The 26293-nt window shown below is 64.6% G+C and carries 25 protein-coding genes and 2 tRNA genes; 13 read left to right on the plus strand and 14 right to left on the minus strand.

The window, feature by feature from the left end:
* The first annotated feature begins 146 nt into the window (after positions 1 to 146).
* Complete coding sequence (locus QQ977_RS09795; RefSeq protein WP_285925545.1) at positions 147 to 659, plus strand: phosphopantetheine adenylyltransferase; 513 nt, start codon at positions 147 to 149, stop codon at positions 657 to 659.
* 7 nt (positions 660 to 666) lie between these two features.
* Here QQ977_RS09795 and QQ977_RS09800 read toward each other — a convergent pair whose 3' ends face one another.
* Positions 667 to 975: a transcription initiation factor IIB family protein gene (locus QQ977_RS09800; protein WP_285925547.1), complete on the minus strand. Its 309-nt coding sequence runs from the start codon at positions 973 to 975 to the stop codon at positions 667 to 669.
* Between the two features lie 228 nt (positions 976 to 1203).
* Here QQ977_RS09800 and QQ977_RS09805 point away from each other — a divergent pair, with 228 nt between their 5' ends.
* On the plus strand, positions 1204 to 1377 hold the full coding sequence (locus QQ977_RS09805; RefSeq protein ID WP_285925548.1) for a hypothetical protein: 174 nt from the start codon (positions 1204 to 1206) through the stop codon (positions 1375 to 1377).
* Positions 1378 to 1424: 47 nt separating this feature from the next.
* Positions 1425 to 1508: transfer RNA gene (locus QQ977_RS09810), tRNA-Leu, on the plus strand.
* Between the two features lie 266 nt (positions 1509 to 1774).
* On the opposite strand, the gene QQ977_RS09815 is transcribed toward QQ977_RS09810, so the two are convergent.
* A tRNA-OTHER gene (locus QQ977_RS09815) sits at positions 1775 to 1913 on the minus strand.
* Positions 1914 to 2057: 144 nt separating this feature from the next.
* Positions 2058 to 2528, minus strand: a complete 471-nt coding sequence (locus QQ977_RS09820) for an FKBP-type peptidyl-prolyl cis-trans isomerase (RefSeq protein ID WP_285925550.1) — start codon at positions 2526 to 2528, stop codon at positions 2058 to 2060.
* A 363-nt stretch (positions 2529 to 2891) separates the two neighbouring features.
* Here QQ977_RS09820 and QQ977_RS09825 point away from each other — a divergent pair, with 363 nt between their 5' ends.
* Positions 2892 to 3866, plus strand: a complete 975-nt coding sequence (locus tag QQ977_RS09825) for a hypothetical protein (RefSeq protein ID WP_285925551.1) — start codon at positions 2892 to 2894, stop codon at positions 3864 to 3866.
* A 144-nt stretch (positions 3867 to 4010) separates the two neighbouring features.
* A complete protein-coding gene (gene gltB, locus QQ977_RS09830; protein ID WP_285925553.1) occupies positions 4011 to 8561 on the plus strand; it encodes a glutamate synthase large subunit in 4551 nt (1516 codons plus the stop codon).
* On the opposite strand, the gene QQ977_RS09835 is transcribed toward gltB, so the two are convergent.
* Entirely contained in the window at positions 8562 to 8978 is a 417-nt protein-coding gene (locus QQ977_RS09835) for a GIY-YIG nuclease family protein (protein WP_285925555.1), read from the minus strand.
* Positions 8979 to 9176: 198 nt separating this feature from the next.
* Positions 9177 to 9974, minus strand: coding sequence for a hypothetical protein (locus tag QQ977_RS09840; RefSeq protein ID WP_285925556.1), 798 nt, complete (start codon positions 9972 to 9974; stop codon positions 9177 to 9179).
* 375 nt (positions 9975 to 10349) lie between these two features.
* On the opposite strand from QQ977_RS09840, the gene QQ977_RS09845 reads away from it, so the two are divergent.
* Together QQ977_RS09845 and QQ977_RS09850 are read left to right on the plus strand one after the other, a co-directional pair.
* Positions 10350 to 11720 (plus strand): hypothetical protein, encoded by a 1371-nt coding sequence (locus QQ977_RS09845; protein WP_285925560.1) that lies wholly within the window; start codon positions 10350 to 10352, stop codon positions 11718 to 11720.
* 48 nt (positions 11721 to 11768) lie between these two features.
* Positions 11769 to 12689: a DUF6293 family protein gene (locus QQ977_RS09850; RefSeq protein WP_285925562.1), complete on the plus strand. Its 921-nt coding sequence runs from the start codon at positions 11769 to 11771 to the stop codon at positions 12687 to 12689.
* A 20-nt stretch (positions 12690 to 12709) separates the two neighbouring features.
* On the opposite strand, the gene QQ977_RS09855 is transcribed toward QQ977_RS09850, so the two are convergent.
* Positions 12710 to 13714 carry an AAA family ATPase gene (locus QQ977_RS09855; RefSeq protein ID WP_285925563.1) on the minus strand — a complete coding sequence of 335 codons (1005 nt, stop codon included), beginning with the start codon at positions 13712 to 13714 and terminating at the stop codon, positions 12710 to 12712.
* 148 nt (positions 13715 to 13862) lie between these two features.
* Between QQ977_RS09855 and QQ977_RS09860 the strand changes: the two genes are divergently transcribed.
* Positions 13863 to 15137: an MFS transporter gene (locus QQ977_RS09860; protein WP_285925565.1), complete on the plus strand. Its 1275-nt coding sequence runs from the start codon at positions 13863 to 13865 to the stop codon at positions 15135 to 15137.
* A gap of 89 nt (positions 15138 to 15226) precedes the next feature.
* Here QQ977_RS09860 and QQ977_RS09865 read toward each other — a convergent pair whose 3' ends face one another.
* The gene (locus QQ977_RS09865) at positions 15227 to 16459 is read right to left on the minus strand and encodes an MgtC/SapB family protein (RefSeq protein WP_285925566.1); all 1233 of its coding nucleotides are present in this window, start codon (positions 16457 to 16459) and stop codon (positions 15227 to 15229) included.
* 87 nt (positions 16460 to 16546) lie between these two features.
* On the opposite strand from QQ977_RS09865, the gene QQ977_RS09870 reads away from it, so the two are divergent.
* Entirely contained in the window at positions 16547 to 17566 is a 1020-nt protein-coding gene (locus QQ977_RS09870) for a DNA methyltransferase (RefSeq protein ID WP_285925567.1), read from the plus strand.
* Between the two features lie 205 nt (positions 17567 to 17771).
* Here the strand turns inward: QQ977_RS09870 and QQ977_RS09875 are convergent, their stop codons facing one another.
* A complete protein-coding gene (locus QQ977_RS09875) occupies positions 17772 to 18434 on the minus strand; it encodes a potassium channel family protein (RefSeq protein WP_285925568.1) in 663 nt (220 codons plus the stop codon).
* 136 nt (positions 18435 to 18570) lie between these two features.
* Between QQ977_RS09875 and QQ977_RS09880 the strand changes: the two genes are divergently transcribed.
* The 4 genes from QQ977_RS09880 to QQ977_RS09895 all read left to right on the plus strand — a co-directional run bounded on the left by QQ977_RS09880 (position 18571) and on the right by QQ977_RS09895 (position 20734).
* Positions 18571 to 18990 (plus strand): DUF3054 domain-containing protein, encoded by a 420-nt coding sequence (locus QQ977_RS09880; RefSeq protein WP_285925569.1) that lies wholly within the window; start codon positions 18571 to 18573, stop codon positions 18988 to 18990.
* Between the two features lie 158 nt (positions 18991 to 19148).
* On the plus strand, positions 19149 to 19358 hold the full coding sequence (locus QQ977_RS09885; protein WP_285925570.1) for a hypothetical protein: 210 nt from the start codon (positions 19149 to 19151) through the stop codon (positions 19356 to 19358).
* Positions 19359 to 19406: 48 nt separating this feature from the next.
* Positions 19407 to 20408, plus strand: a complete 1002-nt coding sequence (locus tag QQ977_RS09890) for an ornithine cyclodeaminase family protein (RefSeq protein ID WP_285925571.1) — start codon at positions 19407 to 19409, stop codon at positions 20406 to 20408.
* 47 nt (positions 20409 to 20455) lie between these two features.
* Positions 20456 to 20734 (plus strand): hypothetical protein, encoded by a 279-nt coding sequence (locus tag QQ977_RS09895; protein WP_285925573.1) that lies wholly within the window; start codon positions 20456 to 20458, stop codon positions 20732 to 20734.
* 219 nt (positions 20735 to 20953) lie between these two features.
* On the opposite strand, the gene purQ is transcribed toward QQ977_RS09895, so the two are convergent.
* The 6 genes from purQ to QQ977_RS09925 form a co-directional block, all read right to left on the minus strand.
* Positions 20954 to 21646, minus strand: coding sequence for a phosphoribosylformylglycinamidine synthase I (gene purQ / locus QQ977_RS09900; protein WP_285925574.1), 693 nt, complete (start codon positions 21644 to 21646; stop codon positions 20954 to 20956).
* Positions 21647 to 21898 carry a phosphoribosylformylglycinamidine synthase subunit PurS gene (gene purS, locus QQ977_RS09905; protein ID WP_285925575.1) on the minus strand — a complete coding sequence of 84 codons (252 nt, stop codon included), beginning with the start codon at positions 21896 to 21898 and terminating at the stop codon, positions 21647 to 21649. It lies immediately after the preceding gene.
* A 164-nt stretch (positions 21899 to 22062) separates the two neighbouring features.
* Positions 22063 to 23337 (minus strand): hypothetical protein, encoded by a 1275-nt coding sequence (locus QQ977_RS09910; protein ID WP_285925577.1) that lies wholly within the window; start codon positions 23335 to 23337, stop codon positions 22063 to 22065.
* A 79-nt stretch (positions 23338 to 23416) separates the two neighbouring features.
* Positions 23417 to 23941 carry a Holliday junction resolvase Hjc gene (gene hjc / locus QQ977_RS09915; protein ID WP_285925578.1) on the minus strand — a complete coding sequence of 175 codons (525 nt, stop codon included), beginning with the start codon at positions 23939 to 23941 and terminating at the stop codon, positions 23417 to 23419.
* 83 nt (positions 23942 to 24024) lie between these two features.
* Positions 24025 to 24837: a CPBP family intramembrane glutamic endopeptidase gene (locus QQ977_RS09920; protein WP_285925579.1), complete on the minus strand. Its 813-nt coding sequence runs from the start codon at positions 24835 to 24837 to the stop codon at positions 24025 to 24027.
* A 41-nt stretch (positions 24838 to 24878) separates the two neighbouring features.
* Positions 24879 to 26168: an adenosylhomocysteinase gene (locus QQ977_RS09925; RefSeq protein WP_285925580.1), complete on the minus strand. Its 1290-nt coding sequence runs from the start codon at positions 26166 to 26168 to the stop codon at positions 24879 to 24881.
* Positions 26169 to 26293: the final 125 nt, after the last annotated feature.

The following is a 26293-nucleotide window of genomic DNA, read 5'->3' on the forward strand; positions in this document are numbered from 1 at the left end:
CAAAAAACGATGCGAAAGGGGAATACGACGATCGTCGAACTCAAAGAGGACGACGCGGGCGGACCGATGCGCTGGCACGGACGAGGCAAGCCGTACACGCCTTCCTGTTTCGACCATTTTATACGCACCGCGGCAGTGGGATGGGTATGGACGTCGCGCTTGGTGGGACGTTCGACCCCGTTCACGACGGCCATCGGCGGCTGTTCGAGCGGGCGTTTGAACTCGGAGACGTAACCGTCGGTCTGACGAGCGACGAACTCGCGCCGAAGACGCGCCACGTCGATCGCTACGTCAGACCGTACGAGCAACGAAAGCGCGACCTCGAGCGCGAGCTCGGAGCTCTCGCCGACGAACGCGATCGCGAGTTCGAGGTCCGGACGCTGACGGAACCGACCGGTATCGCGACCGAACCGGAGTTCGACTACCTGATCGTCTCGCCGGAGACGGCAGACGGCGGCAAACGAATCAACGAGATCCGCCGCGAGCGGGGCCACGATCCGCTCGAGATCGTCGTCGTCCCCCACGTCCGCGCCGAAGACGGTGACGTCATCTCGAGTACCCGCATCGTTCAGGGCGAGATCGACGAACACGGGAATCTCACGCCCGATTGCGACGGACGTGCGGCGACGCGACCGGACTCGTCCGGCACCGAGGAGTAGTCCGTACTTACCAGCCCGGCGGCTCCAGACCCGCGTTCTCGAGTCGATCCTTCCAGCGTTGCTGGACCGACAGCCGCGAGACGTCGACGGCGTCGGCGATAGCCGTCTGGGTGCGTCCGTCGCCAGCGACGAGCGACCCGGCGTAGAGACTGGCCGCGAGGGCGGCCCGTTTCGACCGATCTGCCTCGGGAACGTCTGCCAGGAACAGCTCGGCCGCGTACGATCGTGCGTCCGTCGAGAGGGTGAGCCTGTCGGCTGCCCGCTCGAGCTCCTCGAGCCAGTCGGCGTACTCGACGTGCTCGCGCGCGCTGTACATGCCATTCACGTACTGGCTTCTCATCCTTAAATGCGATCGATCTGCCGAGTCGGTCGTCTGCGAGCCAGTGGTTGGCCAACGTTTGACTACCAGAGACAACATGGCACTACGAACGGTTACAGACCCTCTCGCGACCCTGCCGACGGGATACGAGACGATTACTAATACCCCATGTTCCCGAAGCAGTGGGTATCCGATCACCCGATCGTCGGACCGTCCAAGACCCTAATGAGTGAGCCCACCTGTAAACTCGTCTGTACGGGCTGTGGCCTCGAGATGCCGTACCGAGATCGTGGCCTGGCCGAACAGGCGGCCGAACTCCACCAGCTGCGTGGCGACGAACACGTAACGTTCATCGTCTCGCTCGACTGGTCGCCCGAGGAACCCGTGACCCACAGGTAACCGATACCGACAGGTTCTTACTCGCGTCGGCGGCTACTCGAGACTGCGCGCGGGTAGCCAAGCTAGGAAACGGCGCAGCGCTTAGGACGCTGTCCCGTAGGGGTCCGCCGGTTCGAATCCGGTCCCGCGCATTGCTGTCGCGAGCAATCCCGCGAGCGACAGCAATCGTCGGCGGGTTCGAACCAGACGAGTCGCAGCCCGGGAAGCGACCGACGGGAGCGACCCGGACCGTCTCGGCGAGGTTCGAATCCGGTCCCGCGCACTACCGCATTCTTGCACTTTTCTTTCAGTCCAACAGCGAAGGAGCTCTGGATGAACGGCGCGGATGAGGTGGCTGTATGGGCGGTCCTCTGTCCCCATCTACCCACACTCAAGATCGAGGATTCGTCTCCAAAGGTGGGTACACTGGGACTCGAACCCAGGGCCTCTCGGATGACCGGATCGCTGACCAAAGGCCCCGGGACGTGCCGCGCGGACTCACACCCCCGGCGATCCGATCTCGTTCCGAGCGTTCTACCGGACTGAACTACGTGCCCGGATCAGAGCTTTCTGCTCCTCAGGCGAATGTGTTGCGCTGACTCTCAGCGAACCGGAGGGCTGTGAACTACCCCGACCTACCACGCTCGGGCCTACCGGCCCTCGCTTGTTGAGGTCGAGACTTCCTGTCCCCTCAATTATAGCTAATTGACAGCGAGTATCTCGACATCGAACTCAATAGTCTCGCCCGCGAGCGGGCTGTTGAAGTCTACTCGAACAATGTCGTCGCCAACGTCCGTGATTTCGCCTCTGACACCGTCTTGCGTTTCAAGGTATGAACCTTCTTCTGGGAGTTCGCCACCGAGCATTTGACGAAGTTCCTCGGTTTCGAACTCTTGAACCTGTTCTTCGGACCACTCGCCATAGCCCTCTTCGGGAGGGATTGTGACGGTAGGGGTGGCTCCTTGTTCCAAGCCGACCAACGCATCTTCCAGTCCTTTGATCACTCGCCCCTCGCCGATTTCGACCGTCAGCGGATCGTACTCCCGATCTGGTTGTGAATCCGCCAACCCTGTTTCCCTGGCAACTGATTCACGGGTCGTATCGAAGACGGCTCCCTCTTCGGTTCGGCCCGTATACTCGATCGTGACAGAGTCGCCGGTAGCGATTGTCATACGAACGAGAAGGGAGACGGGCCGAAAAAGCCTTGCATCGATAGATTTCAATCAGGAATTGAGTCGTAGCGGCCGCCAGGCCCATCACCAAACACTTCTGTCGACAGCATCCGGTTCCAGAATCGATGCTCAGAACTCCTACTCTGCGCTTGTACCACGAGTCGGAGTGGCTGTCTCTAGTACCGTTCCAAGCGTCGACTGATGAGTGAAACCGGTCAACCGCACTCGGTTTCACCCATCAGTTCAGGCTTTGAACGCCACTAGGCCAGCCGTAAAGGGGTGCTGTCACGGTATCGGAACGAACACAGCACAGACGTGGGTCTGTGCCGCACGTTTTTGACCGACGCGCGAGAAGGGAGTGGTATGCCGTTTACCACGAGCTGGCACACCCTCCTCGAGTCCGCCGAGGAGCTCCCGGCCGATGCGACCCTTCTTACACCGCTGTCGCGACGGGAGTTTCGGGTGACCGACGTCCAGGAACATCGCATCCTCGTCTCATATCTGGACGACGACGGCACGACGCCGCTCCAGCGAGAGCAGTTCGAGACGCTGTTCGGGCGGGTTCGGGACGCCCGCGACGGCTTCGACCTCGACCGGTTGCCGCCCGACGCCGAGCCCTATGCGACGGTGCTGAGCCTGCACCCGCGCTTCGAGATCGACGACCGCGAGGGAACGCTTTCTGCGACCGAGACGCCGACCGGCTCCCCGCTGGTGGACGCCTCCCTCGAGGCCGACCGCGAGGAGCCGGACGTTCCGGTCTACGGCGACGCTCTCCTGTTGATCGACGCCCTGGAACGATACGACCCGACTGACCTCGAGGGGATGGAGACAGACTCGCTCGTGAATCTCTATACGCTCTTATCGGACGTCCAGCGCGGTGCTGACGACCTCAGGGGGGCAGTCAGTGACGTGTTGCTCGAGCGGCTCCATCACGACCAGCCGGTCAGCGGACAGTACGGCTCGGTCCAGCGGACTGCTCGCCGGAGCCGATCGCTCACGGACGAAACGGAGGTCCTCGATACCCTGGAAGCCGCCGGGATCGACCGCGAGCGCGTAACCAGCGTCGATCCGGACAAGGTCGACGAGGCGCTCGAGGTGGTCGAACTCGCCGAATCCGACGTCTACGAGATCGATAAAAGCGAGTACGTCCGCAAGGCCGAGGTCGACGAGGACGTGAAAGAATCGCGGCTCCAGGGACTGAAAGACCGACTGGCGGCGACGGAAGCGGAAACCGACGATCTCCAGCGGGAGATCGAGGCGTTAGAGGCCAGAATCGACGACTTGACGAGTTTCGACTCGGGAACGTCGTTCTACGGCCGATCCGGCGGTGAAACGTAGCCGGGCGACGACCGACCATCGACGACTGACGATTGTGGTGATCGATCGTGAAAAATTATGCTGTATTATTTCCCTAGTATGTGTATAGAAAACACTTAGCCATTATGGGTTAGCCTCTTATGGACGTTCGCTCCACTGACTACCATGTCACAGCCACACGGAGCGCGACCTACCGATCGCTCGGGGGGACTCGCCGATCCGGCGGACGAGCGATCGAACTGCGGTGTCGGCGTCGTAATGGATCTCGAGAACGGACAGAGCCACGATGTCGTCGCCGACGGTCTCGCATTACTCTGCAACCTCGAACACCGTGGGACCACCGGCGCGGAGAAAAACACCGGCGACGGCGCCGGAATCATGCTCCAGCGGCCCGACGCCTTCTTCGACGCCGTGCTCGATATCTCCCTGCCCGACGTCTATGCGGTCGGGTCGATCTTCTTCCCACAGGACGACGACGCTCGGGCGGCGCTGGTCGACGCGATCGAGACGACGCTTGCGACCTACGACCTCGAGGTACGCACCTGGCGGTCGGTACCGACGACCAACGACGGCCTCGGCGAGACTGCCCTCGAGTCCGAACCCGACGTCTGGCAGGCGTTCGTCGTCCCCGCCGAGGACGACCTCGAGCGGGAAGCGTTCGACCGACGGCTGTACGTCGCCCGGCGGGCCGTCGAAAACGAGATCGACGAGGGTGCCTACGCCGGTGCCGACCGGTTCTACGTCTGCTCGCTCGACTCGAAGACCGTCGTCTACAAGGGGCTGCTCAAAGGCGAGCAGGTCCCGACCTACTATCCCGACCTCACCGACGAGCGCGTCGAGTCGACGTTCGTGATGGTCCACGAGCGGTTCTCGACGAACACGCTGGGCGCGTGGCACCTCGCCCATCCGTTCCGCAACGTCATCCACAACGGCGAGTTCAACACCATCCAGGGAAACGTCAACTGGATGCGCGCCCGCGAGACCGACCTCGAGAGCGAGGTCTTGTCTGACCTCGAGGCCGTCAAACCGGTCATCAACGATCCCGACCAGTCCGACACGGCAAGCGTCGACAACGCGCTGGAACTCCTGATGCAAGACGGGAGAGACCTCGCTCACGCCCTGCGGATGCTCGTCCCCGAGGCCTGGCGTGGCGACGACGCGATGGACGACGATCGGCGGGACTTCTATGACTTTCACGCCTCGCTGGTCGAACCCTGGGACGGCCCCGCACTCGTCGCCGCGACCGACGGCGACCGCGTCGGTGCCGTGCTGGACCGCAACGGCCTGCGTCCCTGCCGGTACGACGTCACGACCGACGGCCGCCTCGTGATGGCGAGCGAGGCCGGCGCGCTCGCACACGACCCCGAGGAGATCGAAGAACGGGGCCGCCTCCAGCCCGGCCAGCTCTTTCTGGCGGACCCGGAGGAGGGTCGGGTCATCCCCGACGAGGAGGTCTTCGAGGACCTCGTCGACGACCGCTACGGCGAGTGGGTCGAGCGCGAACAGGTCGGCCTCGAGGAGATCGTGACGACGGGCGATCGCACGCCACGAGAGTCGGTCGACGGGCTCCGGAACCACCAGGCCGCCTTCGGCTACACCCACGACGAACTCGAGAACATGCTCGAGCCGATGCTCACCAAGGGGAAAGACCCCGTCGGCTCGATGGGCGACGACACGCCGCTTTCGGTACTCACCGAGTACGACCGCCCGCTGTTCTCGTATTTCAAACAGCTGTTCGCCCAGGTCACCAACCCGCCGCTTGATTACATCCGCGAGGAACTGGTGACGAGTATGGAGACCCGGCTTGGCTTCCAGCGAAACCTGCTCGCCGAGTCGCCCGATCACGCCCGCCAGCTCGTCTGTGACTCGCCCGTGCTCACCGACGCCGAACTCGTGGCGATCCGGGACTGTGAGGCAAACGGGATCACCGCGGCGACGGTCGACGTCACCTACGAGCCCGACGGCGAGCCCGGGGAGCGCCTCGAGGCCGCACTCGAGCGCGTCCGGAACGATGCCGTGTCCGCGATCGAGGCCGGCCACGACGTCGTGGTCCTCTCGGACCGCGAGGTGGGTCCCGACCGGGTCGCGATCCCGAGCCTGCTCGCGACCGGTGCGGTCCATCACTGTCTCGTTCGCAACGGGCTTCGCAACCACGCGGGACTGATCGTCGAGTCCGCCGATCCCCGCACCGTCCACCACGTCGCGACGCTCGTCGGCTACGGTGCGGGTGCGGTCAACCCCTACCTCGCCTACCAGACGATCGCCGACCTCACGGCCGGCGAGGACGGTATGGACACCGGGGATGCGATCGACGCCTACGTCGCCGCGTTAGAGGACGGCCTGCTGAAGACGATGGCGAAGATGGGGATCTCGACGGTCGAGAGCTACCAGGGGGCCCAGATCTTCGAGGCCGTCGGCTTGGATTCGGACGTCGTCACGGAGTACTTCGAGGGGACCGAGAACCGCACCGAGGGTATCGGTCTCGCCGAGATCGAAGCGGACGTCCGCGAGCGTCACGCGGTCGCGTTCGACACCGACCAGACCGATCTCGACCGCTCCGGGGAGTTCTCCCACCGGAAAGGCGGCATCCACCACCAGTGGAACCCCGAGACGGTCGGCTCGCTCCAGCAGGCGGTTCGCGATGGCGACTACGAGGAGTACAAGGACTTCGCCGCGATGATCAACGAACAGAGCGAGACACTCCAGACGCTCCGGGGCCTGCTCGAGTTCGACTCCGAGCGCGAGTCGATCCCGGTAGCGGAGGTCGAACCCGTCGAGGAGATCGTGTCCCGCTTCTCGACGGCTGCGATGAGTCTGGGCAGCCTCTCGCCGGAGGCCCACGAGACGAACTCGATCGCGATGAATCGGATCGGCGGCAAGTCCAACTCGGGCGAGGGTGGCGAGCCGCCGGAGCGGTTCGACACCGAACGGGAGTGCAACGTCAAGCAGGTCGCCTCGGGTCGCTTCGGCGTCACCTCGACGTACCTCTCGAACGCCGAGGAGATCCAGATCAAGATGGCCCAGGGATCGAAGCCCGGCGAGGGCGGTCACCTCCCCGGATCGAAGGTCAACGAGATGATCGCTCACGTCCGCAAGGCCACCCCCGGCGTCGGGCTCATCTCGCCACCGCCGCTGCACGACATCTACTCGATCGAAGACCTCAAACAGCTCATCCACGACCTGAAGGCGGCGAACGAGGACGCCGACATCAACGTCAAGCTCGTCTCGGAGGCGGGTATCGGCACCATCGCGGCCGGCGTCGCGAAGGCAAACGCCGACGTGGTCCACATCTCGGGTCACTCCGGCGGCACCGGTGCCTCTCCCAGGACGTCGATCAAAAACGCCGGTCTCCCGTGGGAACTGGGCCTGGCGGAGGCGAACCAGATGCTCCGTGCGACGGGGCTTCGCGACCGCATCCGCGTCTCCGCCGACGGCGGGATGAAGACGGGACGGGACGTCGCCGTCGCCGCGTTGCTGGGTGCCGAGGAGTACGTCTTCGGCACCGCCTCGCTCGTGACCAGCGGCTGCGTGATGGCCCGGAAGTGCCACGAGAACACCTGCCCCGTCGGCGTCGCCACCCAGCGCGAAGACCTCCGGAAGCGGTTCCCCGGCGAACCCGACCACGTCGTCAACTACATGACGTTCCTCGCCCAGGAGCTCCGGGAGATCATGGCCGAACTCGGTTTCCGAACCGTCGAGGAGATGGTCGGCCGCGTCGAGGTCCTCTCCCAGCGCGAGGACGTTTCCCATCCCAAGGCACGAACCGTCGACCTCTCGGCGGTGCTTGCAGAGCTCGACGGTGACGTTCGCACCAAGATCCGCGAGCAGGACCACGAACTCGACGACCAGCTCGACCGCGAGCTGATCGACGCCGCCGAAGATGCGATCGAGAGCCAACAGCCCGTCTCACTCGCGACCGACGTCTCGAACGTCGACCGGGCGGTCGGCGCGATGCTCTCGAACCGCGTCACGAGCCGCTACGGCGAGTCCGGACTTCCCGAGGATACGATTACCGTCGACCTCGAGGGTACTGCCGGCCAGAGTTTTGGCGCGTTTCTCGCAAGCGGCGTCTCGATGCACCTGACCGGCAGCGCGAACGACTACGTCGGCAAGGGTCTCTCTGGGGGAAAACTCGTTCTCCAGACGCCCGAGACGGCGGCCTACGAGCCGACCGAGAACGTCGCCATCGGCAACGTCGCTCTCTACGGCGCGACCGACGGCGAGTGTTACGTAAACGGCGTCGCTGGCGAACGCTTTGCCGTGCGAAACTCCGGTGCGAAAGCCGTCGTCGAGGGCGTCGGCGACCACGGCTGTGAGTACATGACCGGCGGCGTCGTCGCCGTCCTGGGAGAAACTGGGACGAACTTCGCTGCCGGGATGTCCGGCGGCGTCGCCTACGTCTACGACGAAGACGGCGACTTCACCGATCGAGCCAATACGGGGATGGCGACCCTCTACGACGACCTCGACGACCGCGACGAGACCATGCTCCGTCGACTCGTCGAGAACCACGTCGCCTACACCGGAAGCGTTCGCGGCCGGGAGCTGCTCGCAAACTGGGAGCGTTCGCTCGAGTCGTTCGTGAAGGTGATGCCCGACGCCTACCACGAGGCGATCACCGAGGACGGCCGCGACGACGTCCGCGAGACACTTCCCGAGACGCCCGAGCCGGAGGCCGAGGCCGAGGTCGCGGGGTACGCCACTGGCGACGACTGATCACTCCCGGCAGACGCCGCCCGCCGCTTTCGCCGCCGTTCGCAGGTCTGACGCGTCGGACACCGCGAGCAGATGGGCCTGACAGTCACAGTCCGACGCCCCGAACGTGGAGACGGGATCGCCCGGCAGCGATGTCGCCAGTTCGCACTCCCGATCCTCGCCGGAAAAGGTGACGACCGCCTCGAGGCTCGTCTCGGGGTGGGCCAGCAGATAGTCGACGTGCCAGTGACGGGCGTTTCGCTTCCCGCACGCGAGTTCACGGTGCCGATCGACGCGAGCGAACCCACCCGGACCGAACGCCGACCCGACGTAGGCGTACGTGCCCGCCGCAAACTCGAGTTCGCCGAGTGCGCCGACGTCGATGGCCGTCGCGTTCGAAACGTCGATCGCGAGAACGTAAGTGCCGCCGTCTGTCATGTCGCGAACTGGTCGAAGAACACTCACAACGGTTTCGGGTTCGACCGACCATGGCGTCGTTCGATCCATGTCCCCGACGGTGTCCGTACCGCAGTTGAGCCGGCCGCTTCGACTCTCCGTCGCGATCGGATCGTTGGGATCGCTACTCCCGGTCGTTGACGTCGGTCTCGTCCTGATCGTGGACGTGGCGGCGGTGGCTTACATCCTCGTCTCGTTCCCGGCTGGCCTGTGGACGCTCGCCGTCTCGCTGGCCGCGCTGGTCGGGCCGCCCTCGCTCCTCGCGGTAGTGGCGCCGCTTCGTCCCCGCTTGCCGACCGCGCTGTCGGCTGGACTGCTGTTGCTGTCCCCCCTGTTGACCGCGTCGTCCCTGTCGAGTGTACGCGCCCCGACCGTCGTACTGTTCTTGGCTCTGCTCACCGTACCGTTCGTGCTGGCCTCGCTGGTAGTCGTCGTCACGCCGTTGACCCTGCTCCCGCTGACCGCGCTCCTGTCGTCGACTCGAGCCACCGTATCGAAGACTGTCCTGTCCTTCCCGGTACGTTTCCCGCTGGTCACCTCGCTGGCCTGATTCCCGTCGCTTTCGTCCTCGCTGTTCCCGTCGCTGTTCGGACTGTTCGCGATGGCGATGTCGTTCGTGATCGGACCGGCGTCCGCCTGACTGTCCCTGTTGTCGTTGGTGTTGCCTGCCTCCCTCGGTCGATCGACCGCCACGTCCCTGTCGCCCGCGTCGTTCGCGCCGACCGTACTGACCCTGCTTTCCGTACTGCTCCTGACTCTGACTATTGGGCTGTCCGCGATCGTACTGTTCACGCTGGCTCTCTCGCGGTTGACCTCGCCGTTTTGGTTCGCCGCGTTCTCGACCTCGAGGCTCCTCGCGTCGAGTCTCGCCTCGTTCGCTTTCGAACCGATCTCTTCTTCCCCGCTCGTGTCTGGTGAACAAGCCGTGCATCCAGCCGCGTCCGGTCCTGTGGCCCCGGTTTCGGCTGCGGTCGCCACCTCGGTCCCGTTCCTCGCCGTAGTCGCTGTCGTGGTGCCCGTTCATCGTATCACCTGACTCGACACGGTAGCGGCACTGAGCCGCCCGCCGCCCGCGACGCCGGTACGCCGAACACGTAGGTAAAACCCCGCCGCGGTTCCACGCTCGTCGCAGTTGAATTCGTCATTACGCTCCCTCGTCGTCTTCGGTGCTGTCGCCGCTGGCCGTCGAAACCGGATCGCTGGAACGACGGAAACGAGCCATTACTGAGTTCCCATATGTAACCTGAATCACTATTGCTGGCTGTGCCACAGACCGATCCGGTGTCGGTACTGACGGCGCCAAACTGCAACGGTAGGCCAAGGCTTATTAGACCTACCTATCATCGTGAATATATGGATACGGATCGGTTACTGGTGGGTCGTCGATCGAACCGGCGGACGTTTTTGCTCGCCTCGAGCGTTGCCGTCTCCGCGTTCGCTGGCTGTCTCGGTAACGGCGAAGGCGAGGAGGGTGCACCAGACGGTGGGGATGCCGACAACGGAGACGAGAACGAAGACGACGAGAACGGAGAGGAGGATACCGATGACGGCGGATCTGTCCGATCGGAACCCTCACCTCCCACGCCGGACTTCACCGTCGCGAAGGACGGTCCGTCAGATTACGATACGTTACAGGAAGCTTATGAGTCGCTCGATTCGGGAGACGTAATCGGTGTTGGCCCCGGGACGTACACACTGCAACCGGACGTGGAATATCTTAGCGACGTCGACGGGGAGATGTTAACGAAGACGTTCAGCTACGTCGGGGAATCGGCGGACGAAACGACGATCGAACTGATATTCCCAGAGGCCAGTTCATTCACCGTCCGGGCGCCACACCGGTTTCCCGAGGAGTGCGCACCCGCTTTCTGGCAGGCCACACTCGAGGTTCCTGCCGAGATGTCGTACTCACGGTCCGAACACGATCAGTTCGAGGCAATAACGGCCAACTACTGTACGATCGACGGATCGTTTGGCGGCCCGACGGACGCGTACGATACGGATTTCACCGACTCGATCTCACACGAGGTCGATGCGGTCAGGTGCCGGTTCCACGAGGATGTCGGCGGCCCCGGGATCTTCGCCGACGTGTGTCAGTTCAACGGAACCGTCGACAGCGACGGCGGGATCATCAGAGACAGCACGATCGAAGGCGTCTTCGATCTAAACTCCGTGAACGCCCGCCAATGTGAACTCGAGCAGGGCGTCCGAATTACCGGGAACGGTACGCTCGAGGAGTGTGTCGTCGATCCGCTTCCCGGAAGCGAGGTCGCAATCGATATCCGGAGTCGCTACGAACGTGCGATCGTGACCGGCTGTGAGATTCACGGCTCCGTGCGGTCGGACCGTGATCGCTGGTACATCGGCCGCTTCGAGTTGAACACGTTCGACGTTCCGAGCAGCGTTCGGTACATCATCGATGGCGCTCCCGCGACCGACATCTATCCGAATGCCTTTCTCAACGGCGACGTCCGGATCTCGACGGGTGGGGGTGGCCCATCGGGGTTCCCGGTCGAGGAACTCGACCTCTACGGTCACGACCCGGCCGACGACGAGCCGCGCTGGGACCGCAATCTCGGGAACTATTACTCCGAGTGGGACGGCGCGGACGGCGACCCTGGTGACGTCGCCGACGGCACCCGGACGCTTCCTGGCCCGGACGGAGTGATGGACCGATACCCGCTGGCTACCCCTGACCTCGAGGCGTACCTCGAGGACGACTAGTCGCTCGAGTCCGACCGGTTAATAGCCATCCTCCGCCAAATGGTGGGTATGCAAACCCACATGGTTCCGGTCGGGTTCGACTACGACCGGCTGATCGCGCCGCTTGTGCGCGATCAGATCGACGTCGATCGCGTCATCTTACTCGAGGGCGCGGTCGGCAGCGAGGCAAACGTCGAGTACTCTCGTCATCTCTCCCAGAAACTCGAGACCGACTTCCAGAATCTGCTGGGGGCGACGACCGAGCGGTTCGTCCTCGGAGACGTCTACGACTACGACGACGCGTTCGAGCAGGCCTACGACCTGATCAACGCCGAACTCGACCGGGGCAACGAGGTCTGGGTCAACGTCGCTGCGATGCCCCGGACTGTCAGTTTCGCGTTCGCGAACGCGGCCCACTCGCTGATGGTCGAACGTCAGGACGATCGCGAGAAGATCCACACCTACTACACGGCTCCCGAGAAGTACCTCGAGACGGAGCTGGCCGAAGAACTTAGAGAGGAGGCGTCGTTGCTCGAGGACCTGCTCGAAAACGCCGCGGATGGGGCGGTCGCAGGCGTCGACGTAGAGCGGGTCGAGCGACGACTCGAGAGCGCCCGCGAACTGCTTGCGGAGTTCGACGAGCGCGGAACGACCATCGGCGCGAAAGAGATCGATGGTGATCACATCGTCGAGTTGCCCGTGGCGTCGTTCTCGAACGTCAAACCGTTCGAGGAGCTCATCCTCTACAAGCTGGGCGAAGACGGTGAGTTCGACTCCGTCTCAGAGCTCGCGGAAGCGCTCGCAAACGAGCTCAACGAGGAGTACACCGACAGCTTCCGCTCGAAGGTCATCTACAACGTCGACCGACTGGGGCCGGGCGGGAAAGGCTACATCGAACGCGAAGAACACGGCAAGTCCTACCGGACGCGGCTCTCCCGGATCGGCGAACTGTGGGTGCGAGCACACTCCGATACTGCTCTCGAGGAGTGAGTCAGCTGTTTGCGACCCGATCAGGCTTCACGACCCAGCTCGGCGAGCAGATGCGAGACGTGGAGGCGGTCGCTGGTCCCCCCCTGGAGGTCGAACTCGATATCGGCGGCGAGACGCTGCACCTGGGCCAGTTTCTCTCCCTGGTAACGAGAGCGTGCAACCGCGAGAATCTCTTCGAGTACCTCCTCGCCGTCGAGCCCTTCCTCGACCAGCAGATCGTCGAGCGTCTTTCGGGCGTCGGTGAAGTCGCCGGTCTCGGCGGCCTCGAGCATCGATTCGATCTCCTCGTCGAATCCGACCGCGCCGAGGGTCTCGTAGGCCGCGCTCATGGTGATTTCGCCTTCCTCGACGGCGGTCGTCTGGGCGGCGAGGACTGCCTCGCGGACGTTACCGTCGGCATAGCCCGCGACGAACTCGAGGCCGTCGGCGTCGTAGGCGACGTCCTCGGCCTCTGCGATTCGCTCGAGGACGCCCACGAGTTCCCCGCTCGTCGGTGCTCGCATCGGGACGGGGAAACACCGCGATCGGATCGGCGGGATGAGTTTGGTGGGCTGGCGCGTGGCGACGACGAACTGTGTCGTTCGATGGTGTTTCTCCATGATTCGGCGCAGGGCCTGCTGGAAGTCTTCGCGGACGTCTTCGGCGTTGTCGAGCAGGATCGTCTTGTACTCGCCGGAGACGGGGGCGTAGCTCGCCGACTCCGTGAGGACGTGGTTTATCATGTCCCGCTTCGAGAGGTCGGATTTGCCGACGAGAAAGTGTGCGAACCGGGGATCGTTTTTGATCTCGGTTTTGCTCCGGCCGAAGAAGTCCGCGACGTTGATCTCGATCAGATCGTTGTCCGGATCGTCGTGTGCCTCGCGAGCCAGCGCACGCGCTGCTGCCGTTTTGCCGCTTCCCGGCGGTCCCTGCAGGACGAGGTTGATCGGCTCGTCGACCGCCCGCTCGAGGTAGCTGCGGGCGTCGTCCTGGGGGAGCTCCTCGAGGGCGGGTGCGTGCGTCTCGGTCCACAGCGGCGCGTCCATCGGTCGTCGGTAGGGCAGACGGCGGTAAGAATCGGTCGGTTACGCCTCGAGTCGATCTCCGACTCGTCGTGACGCTGTCGTGTTCTGGCGTCGGATCACAACGATCTTGGTAAGGCGGTGGTGAGTGGCGTCCAGCTCTCGATACAGGATGGCACTTTCCGACAACGACAGATCGATCGCCGCGTTCACGGTGGTCGCTCACGCCCTCGTTCACTGGTTCGAACTGGCAGTTCCGATCCTGCTCGTCGTCTGGCTCGCCGAGTTCGAGGTGTCGATGACACTCGTTGGTGTCGTCGTCGCACTCGGGTACGCCCCGTTCGGGCTCGGCGCCGTACCTGCCGGCCTCCTCGTCGATCGGTACCGGACGAAACGGCTCGTCGTGTTCTGCTTGGCCGCTATGAGCCTCGCGTTCGCCAGCCTTGCGGTTGCACCATCGATCTATACGATCGCGGCCAGTCTGTTGATCTGGGGAGTGGCCGCGAGCATCTACCATCCGGCGGGGCTGGCGCTCATCAGCACCGGCGTCGAGGACCGCGGCACGGTCTTCGCCTGGCACGGCATCGCCGGCAACGCCGGAATCGCACTGGGTCCGTTCGTCACCGCGACCCTGCTACTGTTTTTCGAGTGGCGGCTCGTCATCGTTTTGCTCGCGCTACCCGGCGTCGTCGCGACCGTCTACGGCCTCCGTGCCCGGTTTGACCCGACCGCAGCCCTCGAGGACACCGTCGCCGCCGACGCTGCTAGAACGAACTCTCCCACTGCGGTCGTCGCAAACTCCCGGTCGCTGTTCGCCAGTTCGTTCCTGCTCGTGTTTCTCGTCGTCACGCTCGTCGGACTCTTCTATCGCGGCACGCTCACGTACTTGCCCGAAATTCTCCACGGGCTCTCGACGATGGCGGACGTCTCCTCGCCGATCGACCTCGAGGAACTCTCGCTCGGGGACTACGTCTACGTCTGGGTGCTCGTCGCGGGGATGGCGGGTCAGTACGCCGGCGGGAAGTTGACCGATCACGTTCCCGTCCCGCGGGGACTCGTCGTCATCTTCGTCGTACTGGCCGCCCTCGCGCTCGTGTTCGTTCCGGTGGCCGGACTGGGGATCGTCGCGATCGTGCTGTTTTGTGGCGTGCTCGGGTTCGCGCTGTTTGCGATCGAGCCGTTCTATCAGGAGGCCGTCGCCGTCTACACGCCGGCTGACACTCGCGGACTCTCGTACGGCTACACCTACCTGGGCATGTTCGGACTCGGGGCCGCGAGTATCTCCGCGGGCGGCGTTCTGCTCGAGGCGTTCACGCTCGGGGTCTTTTTCGCGTCGCTGTCCGCGGTCGCCGTCGTCGGTGCCGCCGTTGCGTCGTTGCTGGTACTCAACGTCGGGTCTCACTCGAGTGTGTCCTCGTCTTCGCCAGTCAGCTCTGACGACGACTGATAATGGTGGCTGTGACTATGGTCCGGTGCAACCGCAAGACGGGTCTCGGCTGCATCGGTACCGATTCACAGCCGACGTTATGAGACTGATCAACGCAGGACGACGATTACGACTCCGACGAGTGCGCTCGTCCCGAGTACGCCCATCACGAGCCGTCCCATCTCCGCGGAGCCGCCGATCCGGGCGATTCCCATCTTGACGATCGAGTTGATCACGACTGCGAGGACGACGCCGGTCTCGGCGACCGATCGGGAGATCTCATCCTCGAGTGCGAGCCGCCCCAGCGACAGCGTGATCGCGTTGACGTCGGCGAGCCCGGAGACGATCGCCGTCCCGTAGACGCCGGCCTCGCCGAAGATCGGATTCAGCGTCTCGAGCAACACCAGGATAACGGCGAAGAAGGCGCCGAACGCGAGTGCCGGTCCGAGCCGGAACGGGTTCTCGAGGTCGACGGTCGGCGTCCCGTCGGCCCGGAGTCGCCGGATCACGAACGCGGCAAGCACCACACCGACGGCCGTCATCGCGAGCAACGGGACGGCAAGCGAGAGCGCGAGCGACGGGTTGACGACGGCGACGAGGATCAGCGCTCGTGGGAACATGGTAATGGAGGCGATCGCGGCGGCGACGGAAGCGACCGGGGTCAGTTCGGGGTTGTGCCGTGCCTGTTCGGCCATCGCCATCACGGTCGCCGTCGAGGAGACGAACCCGCCGAACAGTCCCGTCAGGCCGATTCCCTTCTCCGGACCGAGAACCTTCGTCAGCACGTAGCCGAGAAAGCTCAGCCCGGAGACGAACACGACCATCAGCCAGACGAACCGCGGGTTGAGTCCGAGCAAGACGTCGAGTTCCTCGTCGGGGAGCAACGGCAACACGACGAGCGCGAGGATGAGAAAGGTCAGTGCGTCCCGGAGGTCGTCCCGGCCGATACGGTCTGCGAACGCGTGGGCGGGTTCTTTGATCGCGAGCAGGGCCGCGGTCACCGTCCCGAAGACGACCGAGAGGACGAGCCCGTCACCGGAGTGAGTCGCCATCGCTCCGTAGACGAACGTAAGTACCGCTGCGACGGCCGTGCTCATCCCGATGTCGCCCTCGAGGACGACCTTGCTCGCGTACCCGATGGCGACGAGTACGAGATACAGCGCCAGGACGACCCCGAGCAGGTCGGGGAAAAACAGCTGTACGACCCCGCCGAGTAACGCGACCAACGGAAACGTCCGGACGCCGGCGAAGCTTCCCGCAGACTCGCTCTGTTCGCGTTCGAGTCCGATGAGGGCCCCGATACCGAGAGCGACGAAGAGCGCGACCGGGTCGGCGACGTCCATCGACGGCACAGATGTCCCGTCGGTTGAACTATCTGGCGGTCGCCGATCCGACACAGCGTTTATCTCACTTCGTCGACCACTCGTGGTATGGCCGAGGACGGAGACGGGCACCGGCAGAGTCGCCTCTTCACGGACGAGGACGGCACGTTCGACGCCGACCGCGCTCGCGACGAGTCGCTCCCGGTCGAGGACGGCGAGGTGGTAGACACGGACGAGCTCGCCGAGTACCAGCGCTATCTCGAGGGACGGGGGATCTACGACGAGCGCAACCGGGTCAACGACCTCACCGGCCGGGAGTGGAAATACGCCACGAAGTCGGTGGTCGACGACCCGTATCCGCCAGACCTCCAGCACGACCGACGCAGCGAACACGGCGGTCAGAAGCCGCCGCGGCTCTGTGCGGAGCTGATCGGTCGGTTCAGCGCGGCCGGCGATACGGTGCTCGATCCCTTCGCCGGCGTCGGTGGGACGCTTCTGGGAGCGAGTCTCTGTGAACACGAGGGCACCGGCCTTCGGGAGGCGATCGGCTTCGAGCGAACGAAGCGGTGGGTAGAGATCTACGACGAGGTTCTCGAGCGCGAAAACGCCGAGCGCCGTGACCGGGGCGAGCCCCCGCTCGCCGCCCAGGAACTACGCCACGGCGACTGCGCCGACATGATCGAGGACGTTCCCGAGGACTCGATCGACCTCCTGTTGACCGACGTCCCCTACTGGAACATGGACGAACTCGAGCAAACCCGAAACGAGAACGCGACCCGGGAGAGCAAGCTGGGGGCGTTCGATACCGATCCGGTGGGAGCCGACGACACGACGACGAAAGCCGACTGGCTCGCGGACATGGCCGCGAAGTTCGATCGGTTCGTTCGGACGGTCAAACCCGAGGGATACGTCGTGGTCTTCATCGGCGACATGTACCGGGGCGGCTCCTACGAGTTTCTCTCGGCGGACCTCGCCCGAGCGATCACAGACGCCGCGTCAGTGACACTCAAGGCGAACCTGATCTGGTACGATCCGACGAAAGACCTCCACGTCTACGGCTATCCGTTCTCGTACGTTCCGTCGATGGTCCACCAGAACGTGCTCGTCTTTCGCGTCGACGACGCCTGATGCGGGCGTCGTCCGACCACCGTCACGCGACCGTCTGACGTATTTTTATGACGGTCCGGTCCGTCGGAACCGACCGGGCGTGTGCGGTTTCAGTTCCCATCCGTTCCCCTCGACCGCGCGCCCTATCCCCCCCAATTCCGGACCCCCCATCGGACCATCTCGGTCCGCTCCCGTTTTCGCCGCGATACGCGGTTTCACCGCCCCGTCAGGAACTCGCCGGCAACAGCGTCGCCCGAACGTCGTCGACGCTTTCGGTCTCGACGACGACGGCGACCTCGTCGCCTGCTTTCAACTCGGTGCCGGGAAGCGGAATCGTGAGCGGTTCGCGCTCGCGTCCGTGTGCGTAAATCCGGGCTGTCTCCGGCAACTCGAGGTCGCTGATTCGGCTCCCGAGCGCCGGCGACCCATCTTTGATCTCGAAGACGGTCAGTTGCAGGTTGGTCGCGAGTTCGGTGACGACGTTGAAGTCACCGCCTAGAAGTGCGGTCTTCGCGCCGGCAGCGCCTAGCCGTTCGGGGTAGATAATCTCGTCGACGTCCGAGGCGTACTTCTCGTAGATGTCCTCGCGGTAGTCCTCGTCGATTCGCAGAACGGTTCGACAGTCGTAGTGGTTTCCGACCATGCAGGCGGCGAAGTTGACGTTGAGGTCGGGCGTGAACGCACCGATGGCGTCGGCCTCGTCGATTCCGGCCTCCTCGAGGACGTCCTCGTCGTCGCCCCCGCCGCGGACCGCGTCGAACCCGTCTCCTTCGATGCGGTCGATGCGAGCCGGGTCGTTGTCGACCACGACCACGTCGTGGCCCTCTTCGCCCAGAATGCGTACCGTTCGGGCACCGACCCGGCCGTACCCCACGATAACGAACTTCATGGGGTGTGGGTACGCTTTCCTGGCTGAAATACGTTGTCTCGACGGAACGAGACAGGTGCCGATCGCGTACGGCCGTCGTCGCCTGTCGTCGGCGACAACCGGGAGAGCAATACGTTTCGGCTCCCGAACGGTACGTATGCTCGAGACCGAACGAGCGCTCGAGGTCGGCCCGAGGTGTCGTGAATCGGTACTCGTCGGCGTCGTCGACGTCGGGTTGCTCGCCGGATTGATCCTCTTCGGACAGCTTAGCCACGGATTGAACCCGATCGCGGAACCGATCGGCGCGCTCGAGACGATACTGCCGTTTCTGATCGGCTGGATCATCGCCGCGCCGCTTGCGGGCGTCTACGCCCAGGCGGCGCTCGCTTCGCCCTGGCTCGGCGCGCGCGTGACCGCAGTCGGGTGGCTCGCCGCTGCGAACGTCGGCTTCGTCCTGCGATCCTCGCCGGCGTTCGAGGGCGGGATCGCCTGGGCGTTTCCGCTCGTGATGTCCGGGTTCGGCCTGATCGTCCTCGTCGGCTGGCGAATCGGGTACGCAACTGCCGCCGGCGACTGATCCGATCGTTCGGCCCGTGTTCGACGGTAGCTGCCGCATCATATCCGTCCCATAAGTTATGAAGATAAATTTTCTGTGATTTGAATAATTGAGGAGCAGAATATCTACTCATTACTAGAAGCCCTTATATACAAATGGCCCATAGTATGAGATGGATTATGACTGGATACTACGACATCATTCTCGGACTTATCCCGGTCGCACTGCTCGGCGTTACCGCTGCCTTGACCGTCGTGGGCATCTCGCTGACCAGTGCCGTCTCGCTCGGCGCGCTCGTCGCGGTCGCTCTCGTCGGTCACGCGATGTTCGTCAACGCTCCCGTCGACGGTCGCGACCAGCCTCGCCCGTCGCCAGTCAACGCCGACTAGATTTCTGTCCCACTCGGTTTTTTCACCGTTTCGGTCGTCGGTCCAGCCATGACAGACGCGCTCTTTCTCACGAGCGACGACGTCACCGGACTCGCACCACCAGCAGCGTACGTCGACGCCGTCCGCGAGGGCTATCGCCAGCGCGGCGAGGGCGCTCCCGCCGAACCGCGGACGACGCTTTCCCGGACCGATCCCGAGGGAATGCTCACGACCTACGTCGCCGTTCTTCCCGAGACCGGAGCGATGGGCGGATACACCTACGCCTCCGGCTTCGGAGCCGAAGACGCCTGGTTCGTGACGCCGCTTTTCGACGCCGACACCGGCGAACCGCTCGCGCTGATAGACGGCGCGAGTATGAACCCGTTCAAGACCGGGGCCGCCGGAGCCGTCGCTGTCGACGCCCTCGCCCGCGAGGACGCCGAGGCGCTCGGCGTAATCGGCACCGGACCGCAGGCCCGCGGCCAGCTGGCTACGACCGCCACCGTCCGTGGCCTCTCTGCGGTCCGCGTCTATTCGCCGACGCCAGAACACCGGGAGGACTTCGCTGCGGAGTTCGACGACCGTCTCGAGGCCGACGTGACCGCCGTCTCCTCGAGCACCGACGCCGTCGCCGGTGCGGACGTGGTGATCACGGCGACGACGGCGAGCGATCCCGTCGTCGACGGCGACGACCTCGATCCCGGGACTCACGTCACGGCGATGGGCCAGTACGATCCCGACAACCGGGAACTCGATACGACGACGATCGAGCGGGCGACGTACGTCCCCGATCTGCGAGCGCGAGTGACCCAGGACGCGGGGTCGTTTCTGGCCGCGCTCGAGGCTGGCGTCGTCACCGAGGACGACGTCCACGCCGAACTGGGAGCGGTCGTCGCCGGGAACGAACCCGGCCGCACGAGCGACGATGAGATCACGGTCTTCGACAGCGGCGGCACCGGCATCGAGACGACCGCGGCCGCGTACATGCTGTACGAACGCGCCCGCGAGGAGGGTATCGGGACGACGGTTTCGATCGCGCCGGCGAGCGAGGCGCTGACGGGACGGCAGTGACGATCGGCGAACGCAACCACTACGGTGGTACACTCTGAACTCGAGGTATGCCCTCGATCGGACGTCTGCTCTCCTCGCTGGTCGCAAGCGCGATCGCGATCGCCGTGATGGCCGTCTTCGCGACGGTCGTCTTCGCCGTGACGATCTTCGTCGTCTCGACGGGTGCGAACCTGGCGGGCTACTCCCCGAGCGCTGACTACGTCGTGCTCTCGTCGGCGCTGATCGTCGTCGCCGTTATCCTCACCGGTGGGCTGACGCCGGGGCTGTCCCGACGCGGCGAGACGGAACCCGAGTCAGACGAGTCGACCGATCGGATGTACGGTTAGTACCGTTCCAAGCGTCGACTGATGAGTGAAACCGGTCAACCGCACTCGGTTTCACCCATCAGTTCAGGCTTTGAACGCCACTAACGCTTTGTGAAACTCTCCCGTCGGACAGATGCTTTGATACACTATCACCGGGAACGTCCGCCGGTGAATGTATCAGCCGTTCTGTCCGGCGGTATCGTTGTCGGAGTCGAACAGTCGCGTGAGGCGGTCGCAGTCTCAGACTGAGCTCGTAGCGCGGTCGAACCCCTCGAGGACGCCCTGGCCGTCCGTGTGACCGATGTCCGGAAGGGCGACCCGCTCTGGGTGGGGCATCAACACTGCGACGGTCTCGCGGTCGCCGAGGACGCCGGCGACGTTTTGCTTCGAGCCGTTGGGGTTTGCCTCCTCGGTGAGAGTGCCGTCTTCCTCACAGTACCGAAAGAGGATCCGATCCTCGGCCTCGAGTTCCTCGAGGCGGTCGTCGGCGACCTCGTAGCGCCCTTCGCCGTGGGCGATCGGGAGCTCGATGACCTCGCCTTCCTCGTAGGCTTCGGTCCAGGGCGTGTCGGCGCGTTCGACCCGGACGGTGACCCGTTCACACTGAAAGCGTGCGCTCTCGTTGGTCGTGAACGCGCCCTCGGTCAGTTCGGACTCACAGCCGATCTGTGCGCCGTTGCAGACGCCCAGCACGGGGACGCCGTCCTCGGCGGCCTCGCGAACGTCCTCCATAATCGGGGAGTGAGCGGCCATCGCGCCAGCGCGCAGGTAGTCGCCGTAGGAGAATCCCCCGGGGAGCATGATTCCCGTGGTGCCTTCGGGGAGGCCGTCTTCGTGCCAGACGATCTCGGCGTCGACGTCCAGCGCTGTGAGGGCACGTTCGGCGTCTCTGTCACAGTTCGATCCACCGAAACGGACGATTGCGACCGTCATCTACCGTTCGGTGACCTCCACGTCGTAGTCGTGGATGGTCGGGTTCGCCAGCAGTCGTTCGGCCATCTCGTCGGCGCGGTCGCGTGCTCGCTGGGCCGACTCGGCCTCGAGGTCGACCTCGAAACGATCTGCCGAGCGAAGATCCTCGAGTTCGAACCCCAGCCGCTCGAGGGCGCGCTGGGTCGTCTCGGCCTCGGGATCGAGGACGCCGCGTTTGAGTCGAACCGTCACCGTCGCGGTGTAGGCGGTCATTACGTGAAACCCCGCATCCGTGCTCAAAAACGCTTTCGCCTTCGGCTTGTGATGCACGTTCGTGGATAGGCCGCTCGAGGTCTCACACGGACCGCTGTACGTCTGTCCCGGCGCACCCGCGACCGGTCTGCGGGTACACCGGGACAGCGGTACAGCAATCCGTATCACGCCGACGGGACGGGATCCAGCGGCTCCCGGAGCGCCCAGCTGTCGGTCGTCGGCTCGAGCCGGTGGGGCTCTGCGCCGCGGTCGGCGAGAACGCCGCTGTGATACAGCATCGCCTTCAGCTGGAACACGGTGGGGGCGTGAAAGACGGTCCCGTCCGCGAGTGCGTCCGACCGGAGCGTTCCGTCGGCTTCGAGCACCCGGCTGCGGACGTCTTCGCTCCCGCGGACGAACAGTTCGACGGCGAACGTCGGATGCTGGACGTGAAGCCACTCGAGGAGGTCGACGAGCGACGGCTCGGTGATCCCCTCCTCGGACATCGCCTGGAGTTCCCCGACGAGCAGCTGTGTCGCCGGGTACGCCCAGACGACGCGTCGCGTCAGGACGCCCCATTCGGGCGCGAGTTCGCAAAAGCGCGTTCGCGAACCCTGCCAGTCCTCGAACGCCTGCAAGGCGGCGTCGACCGAACCGTACCGCTCGAGTGCGAACCGGACGACCTCCGCCCCGAGCGGCGTGAGTTCGATGCGAGTCGGTCGCTGCTCGATCAGGCCGAGAAACGCTGCCCCCTTTCGGGCGCTGTCGGTCGCTCGGACGACGCGTTCGGCGAGTACCGCGTCGGTCTCGTCGGGATGGTACAGCGCCAGCGGATACGCGAGATAGTTCTTCGGATGGTTGAGCCCGAACGAACGGCCGGCGACGCCCTGTGCGGTCGCCTGGAATCGGATCGCCGTCGCGTCCCCGGCGGTCCGGTTCCCGACGACACGTGGTACCTCGAGGGACTCTACCGCTCCCCCGGCGTCGACGCCGAGGACGCCGACGTTCAGCTCTCGTGCCAGCGTCCGTGCCGACCGCGAGACGGCGTCGGCTGGCGCGACGACGTAGGCGGCGTTTGCCTCGTGGAGTCGGTCGTAGGCCTGAACGACACCTCGTTCGACGTCGACTCCCTGCTCGGTCTCGGTGTACCCTTTCGCTTCGATGGCGACGAGCGGCGGCTGCTCGCCGAATCGCTCGACTGCGAGCAGTTCCGACTCGAGGTGGGAAACGCCGACGAGGTCGGGGTAGCCGGAGCCGACCCGAACGTGGTTAAACGGCGCGAGCTGCTCGCGGACGTCCGACGGAACCGGCCGGCCAGAGAGCCACTCTTCGCTCGCGAACTGGGTGTCGACGACGGCGTAGGCGTACGCGTCGGGTTCCGACCGGTCGACGTCCGGAAAGAGGCGACGTTTGGCGTGTGCGAGGACCTGCGGTTCGGACAGCGACGCCGTGTTCGCCATACTCCGACATGTTCCGGCGTCTGTATGAATGTTCGCCGACCGTGACGGACCGATCGTCGGTTTCCGGATCCGCTCGGTCCTATCGCGTCTCGAGCATCGCCGCAGCCTCCCCGACGGCGAGATCGCCCTGTGAGACGGCGGTGAGCACGTCCAACACGGCGGGGTCGTGGTCGGGCTCGTCTTCGCCGACCTCTGCCAGGGTAACTTTCTCCGATCGGCCGACGAACTCGGGGAAGTCGGTGCCCTCGGCGAGTGCCGTCTCGCGTTTGACGCGGTAGTTACCGCCGTCGGTTCGGTGGAGGTCGCCGGGATGGAAGAAGTACCAGTCCTCGCGGTCGAACCGGACGCCGACACGCGGTTTCGCGCCGAAGTTCCGGCTGAAGTAGACGAGCGCCTCGACTTCCTCACCGTCGAGGTAGATCGGCTTGCCGGAACTCGATTTTGCCTCGATCGCATAGAAGGTCTCGCCGTCGCCGGCCAGTACGTCCGGGAGCTCCCGATCGGTCGCGGAACCACTCGCGGGCGCACGCATCACCGCGAAGCCGGCCTCGTCGAGTTTGTTGACGAGTTCGCGTTCGCGGCGGTCGCCCTTCGCCTGGGACATGTTCTACCCCTCTCTCACGCGCGGTGGCTAATAAACAAGGTGGACGCCGGCCGCGGATCACGGTGACGACCCCGATCGCGTGATCAGACCGGCGTCAGTGCGAGCAACGCCTCGAGCAGCGCCGTCTGCATCTCCTCGAGCTCCTCGGGGTCGCCGTACTCGAGTTGCAGGTACAGCAGGCCGAACTGAAAGAGGTTGAAACCGGCGTGGGCGGCCGTCGGTACGACGAGGTTGTCCGTCTTGGCGTAGGCGTAGCCGAAGATGAGCGAGCCGACGAAGATTGCAGTCAGCGAGACGAGCGTGGCGAGCATCGGGCCGCCACCGGTGAGAAACGCCGGGAAGTGGACGACGGTGAAGATGACGCTGGCGAGAACGATCGCGACACCCGTGCTATACCCCTCGTAGAGACGCTTCTGGATCACGTTTCGGAAGAGAAACTCCTCGGCCGGTGCGTTGGCGAAGACGACGATGGCGAACATCGCGAGCAGCAACACCTGATCGTCGCCGACGACGGTGACGATCTCGTTGGGTGCAGAGGGCAGTTCGAGAAGTTGAACGACGATCCCGAACGCGATAATGAAGAGGATGCTTCCGACGGTGGTCCCGACGATCCACAGCAGGTCTCGTTTCGTGGGGAGCCGGAGATCGACGTACGACCACCCGCGGCCGGTGTACGCGAGGTAGATCGCCCCCGCGAGGAAGAATCCGCCGAAGTTCAACGCCATCATCGTGATGACCGACCACCGGTCTGCCGACACGTCGGGATCTGCAAGTCCCGGATCGAGGAACGCAAGCGGTGACGTGAGAACGGTTGCGACGAAGAGACCGAACAGGGCGAGTCCGAACCCGACCAGTGCGGATCGGGCCGGGCTGTCACGCCGCTGTGGAAGTGCCATGCGAGACGGTACGGGAAAGACGCCCTAATGGCTTCCCTTCTTCACGTCCCGTGATCCCAGGAGTCCATGTACTCTCGCTGGCTCTCGGTCAGCGAATCGTACTCGACGCCCTCGGCCGCGAGTTTGATCTCGGCGATCTCTCTGTCGAGTTCGTCGGGGACGTCGTGGACGCCGGGTTCGTACGTCTCGGCGTGTGCACACTCGAGCAGCTCCCGGACACAGACGGCCTGCACGCCGAAGCTCTGGTCCATCACCTCGACGGGGTGGCCGAGCGAGACGGGCGCGGCGAGGTTGACCAGCCGTCCTTCGGCGACGACGTTCAGTCGGCGACCGTCCTCGAGTTCGTAGGCGTCGACGCCCTCCCTGGCTTCGTACCGATCGACCGCGAGCTCTGCGAGTGCCTCGAGGTCGATCTCGATGTCGAAGTGGCCGGCGTTCGCGAGTACGACGCCGTCGTCCATTTTCTCGAAGTGCTCTTCGACGATGACGTCGCGGTTGCCCGTCGTCGTGAGGAAGACGTCGCCCATCTCGGCCGCTTCCGCCATGGGCATCACGTCGTAGCCCTCCATGTGGGCCTCGAGCGCGCGCCGTGGCTCGACTTCGGTGACGATGACGTTCGCGTTCTGGCCCGCTGCCTTCCGGGCGACGCCCTTGCCACAGTAGCCGAAGCCGGCGACGACGACGTCTTTGCCAGCCCACGAGAGGTTCGTCGTCATTGCAATCGAGGCGAGCGATGACTCGCCGGTGCCGTGGACGTTGTCGAACAGGCGTTTCATCGGCGTGTCGTTGACCGCGAAGACGGGGTACTCGAGCGCCCCGTCTTCGTCCATCGCGCGCAGCCGATGGACGCCCGTCGTCGTCTCTTCGGCACCGCCGACGATGCCGTCGATTAACTCGGGGTGATCCTCGTGGATCGCCGCGACGAGGTCCATCCCGTCGTCGACCGTGATCGTGGGTTCGTGGGCGATGACGGCCTCGATCGCCTCGTAGTAGGCCTCGTCGCCGACGCCGCGTTTCGCGTAGCTGGTGATCGACTCGTGAGCGTCGAGGGCGGCCGAGACGTCGTCGTGGGTCGACAGCGGGTTACAGCCCGTGACGGCGACGTCTGCACCGCCGTCGGCCAGCGTCTCGACCAGGATCGCCGTCTTCGCCTCGACGTGCATCGCCATCCCGATCGTCTCGCCCTCGAGGGGCTTTTCCTCTCGAAACTCCTCGCGGACCCGTTCCATGATGGGCATGTGCTGGGCCGCCCACTCCATCTTGCGTCGGCCCTCTGCTCGAGCCGACGCCACGTCGTCTAGGTGTTCGCTGATCGGCGGATACGCACTCATAGCTCGAACGAGTGCGAGCGTGGCAAAAACGGTACCGAAGCGACTGCGTCAGAACGCCGATCGAGGACCGACACGGTTCGTCCCATGGCGTGTTCGACCGATCGACGGAGATGGGGTGTCTCGTT

This window comes from Natrialbaceae archaeon AArc-T1-2, assembly GCF_030273315.1.
In the GTDB taxonomy this organism is placed as follows: Archaea; Halobacteriota; Halobacteria; order Halobacteriales; family Natrialbaceae; genus Tc-Br11-E2g1.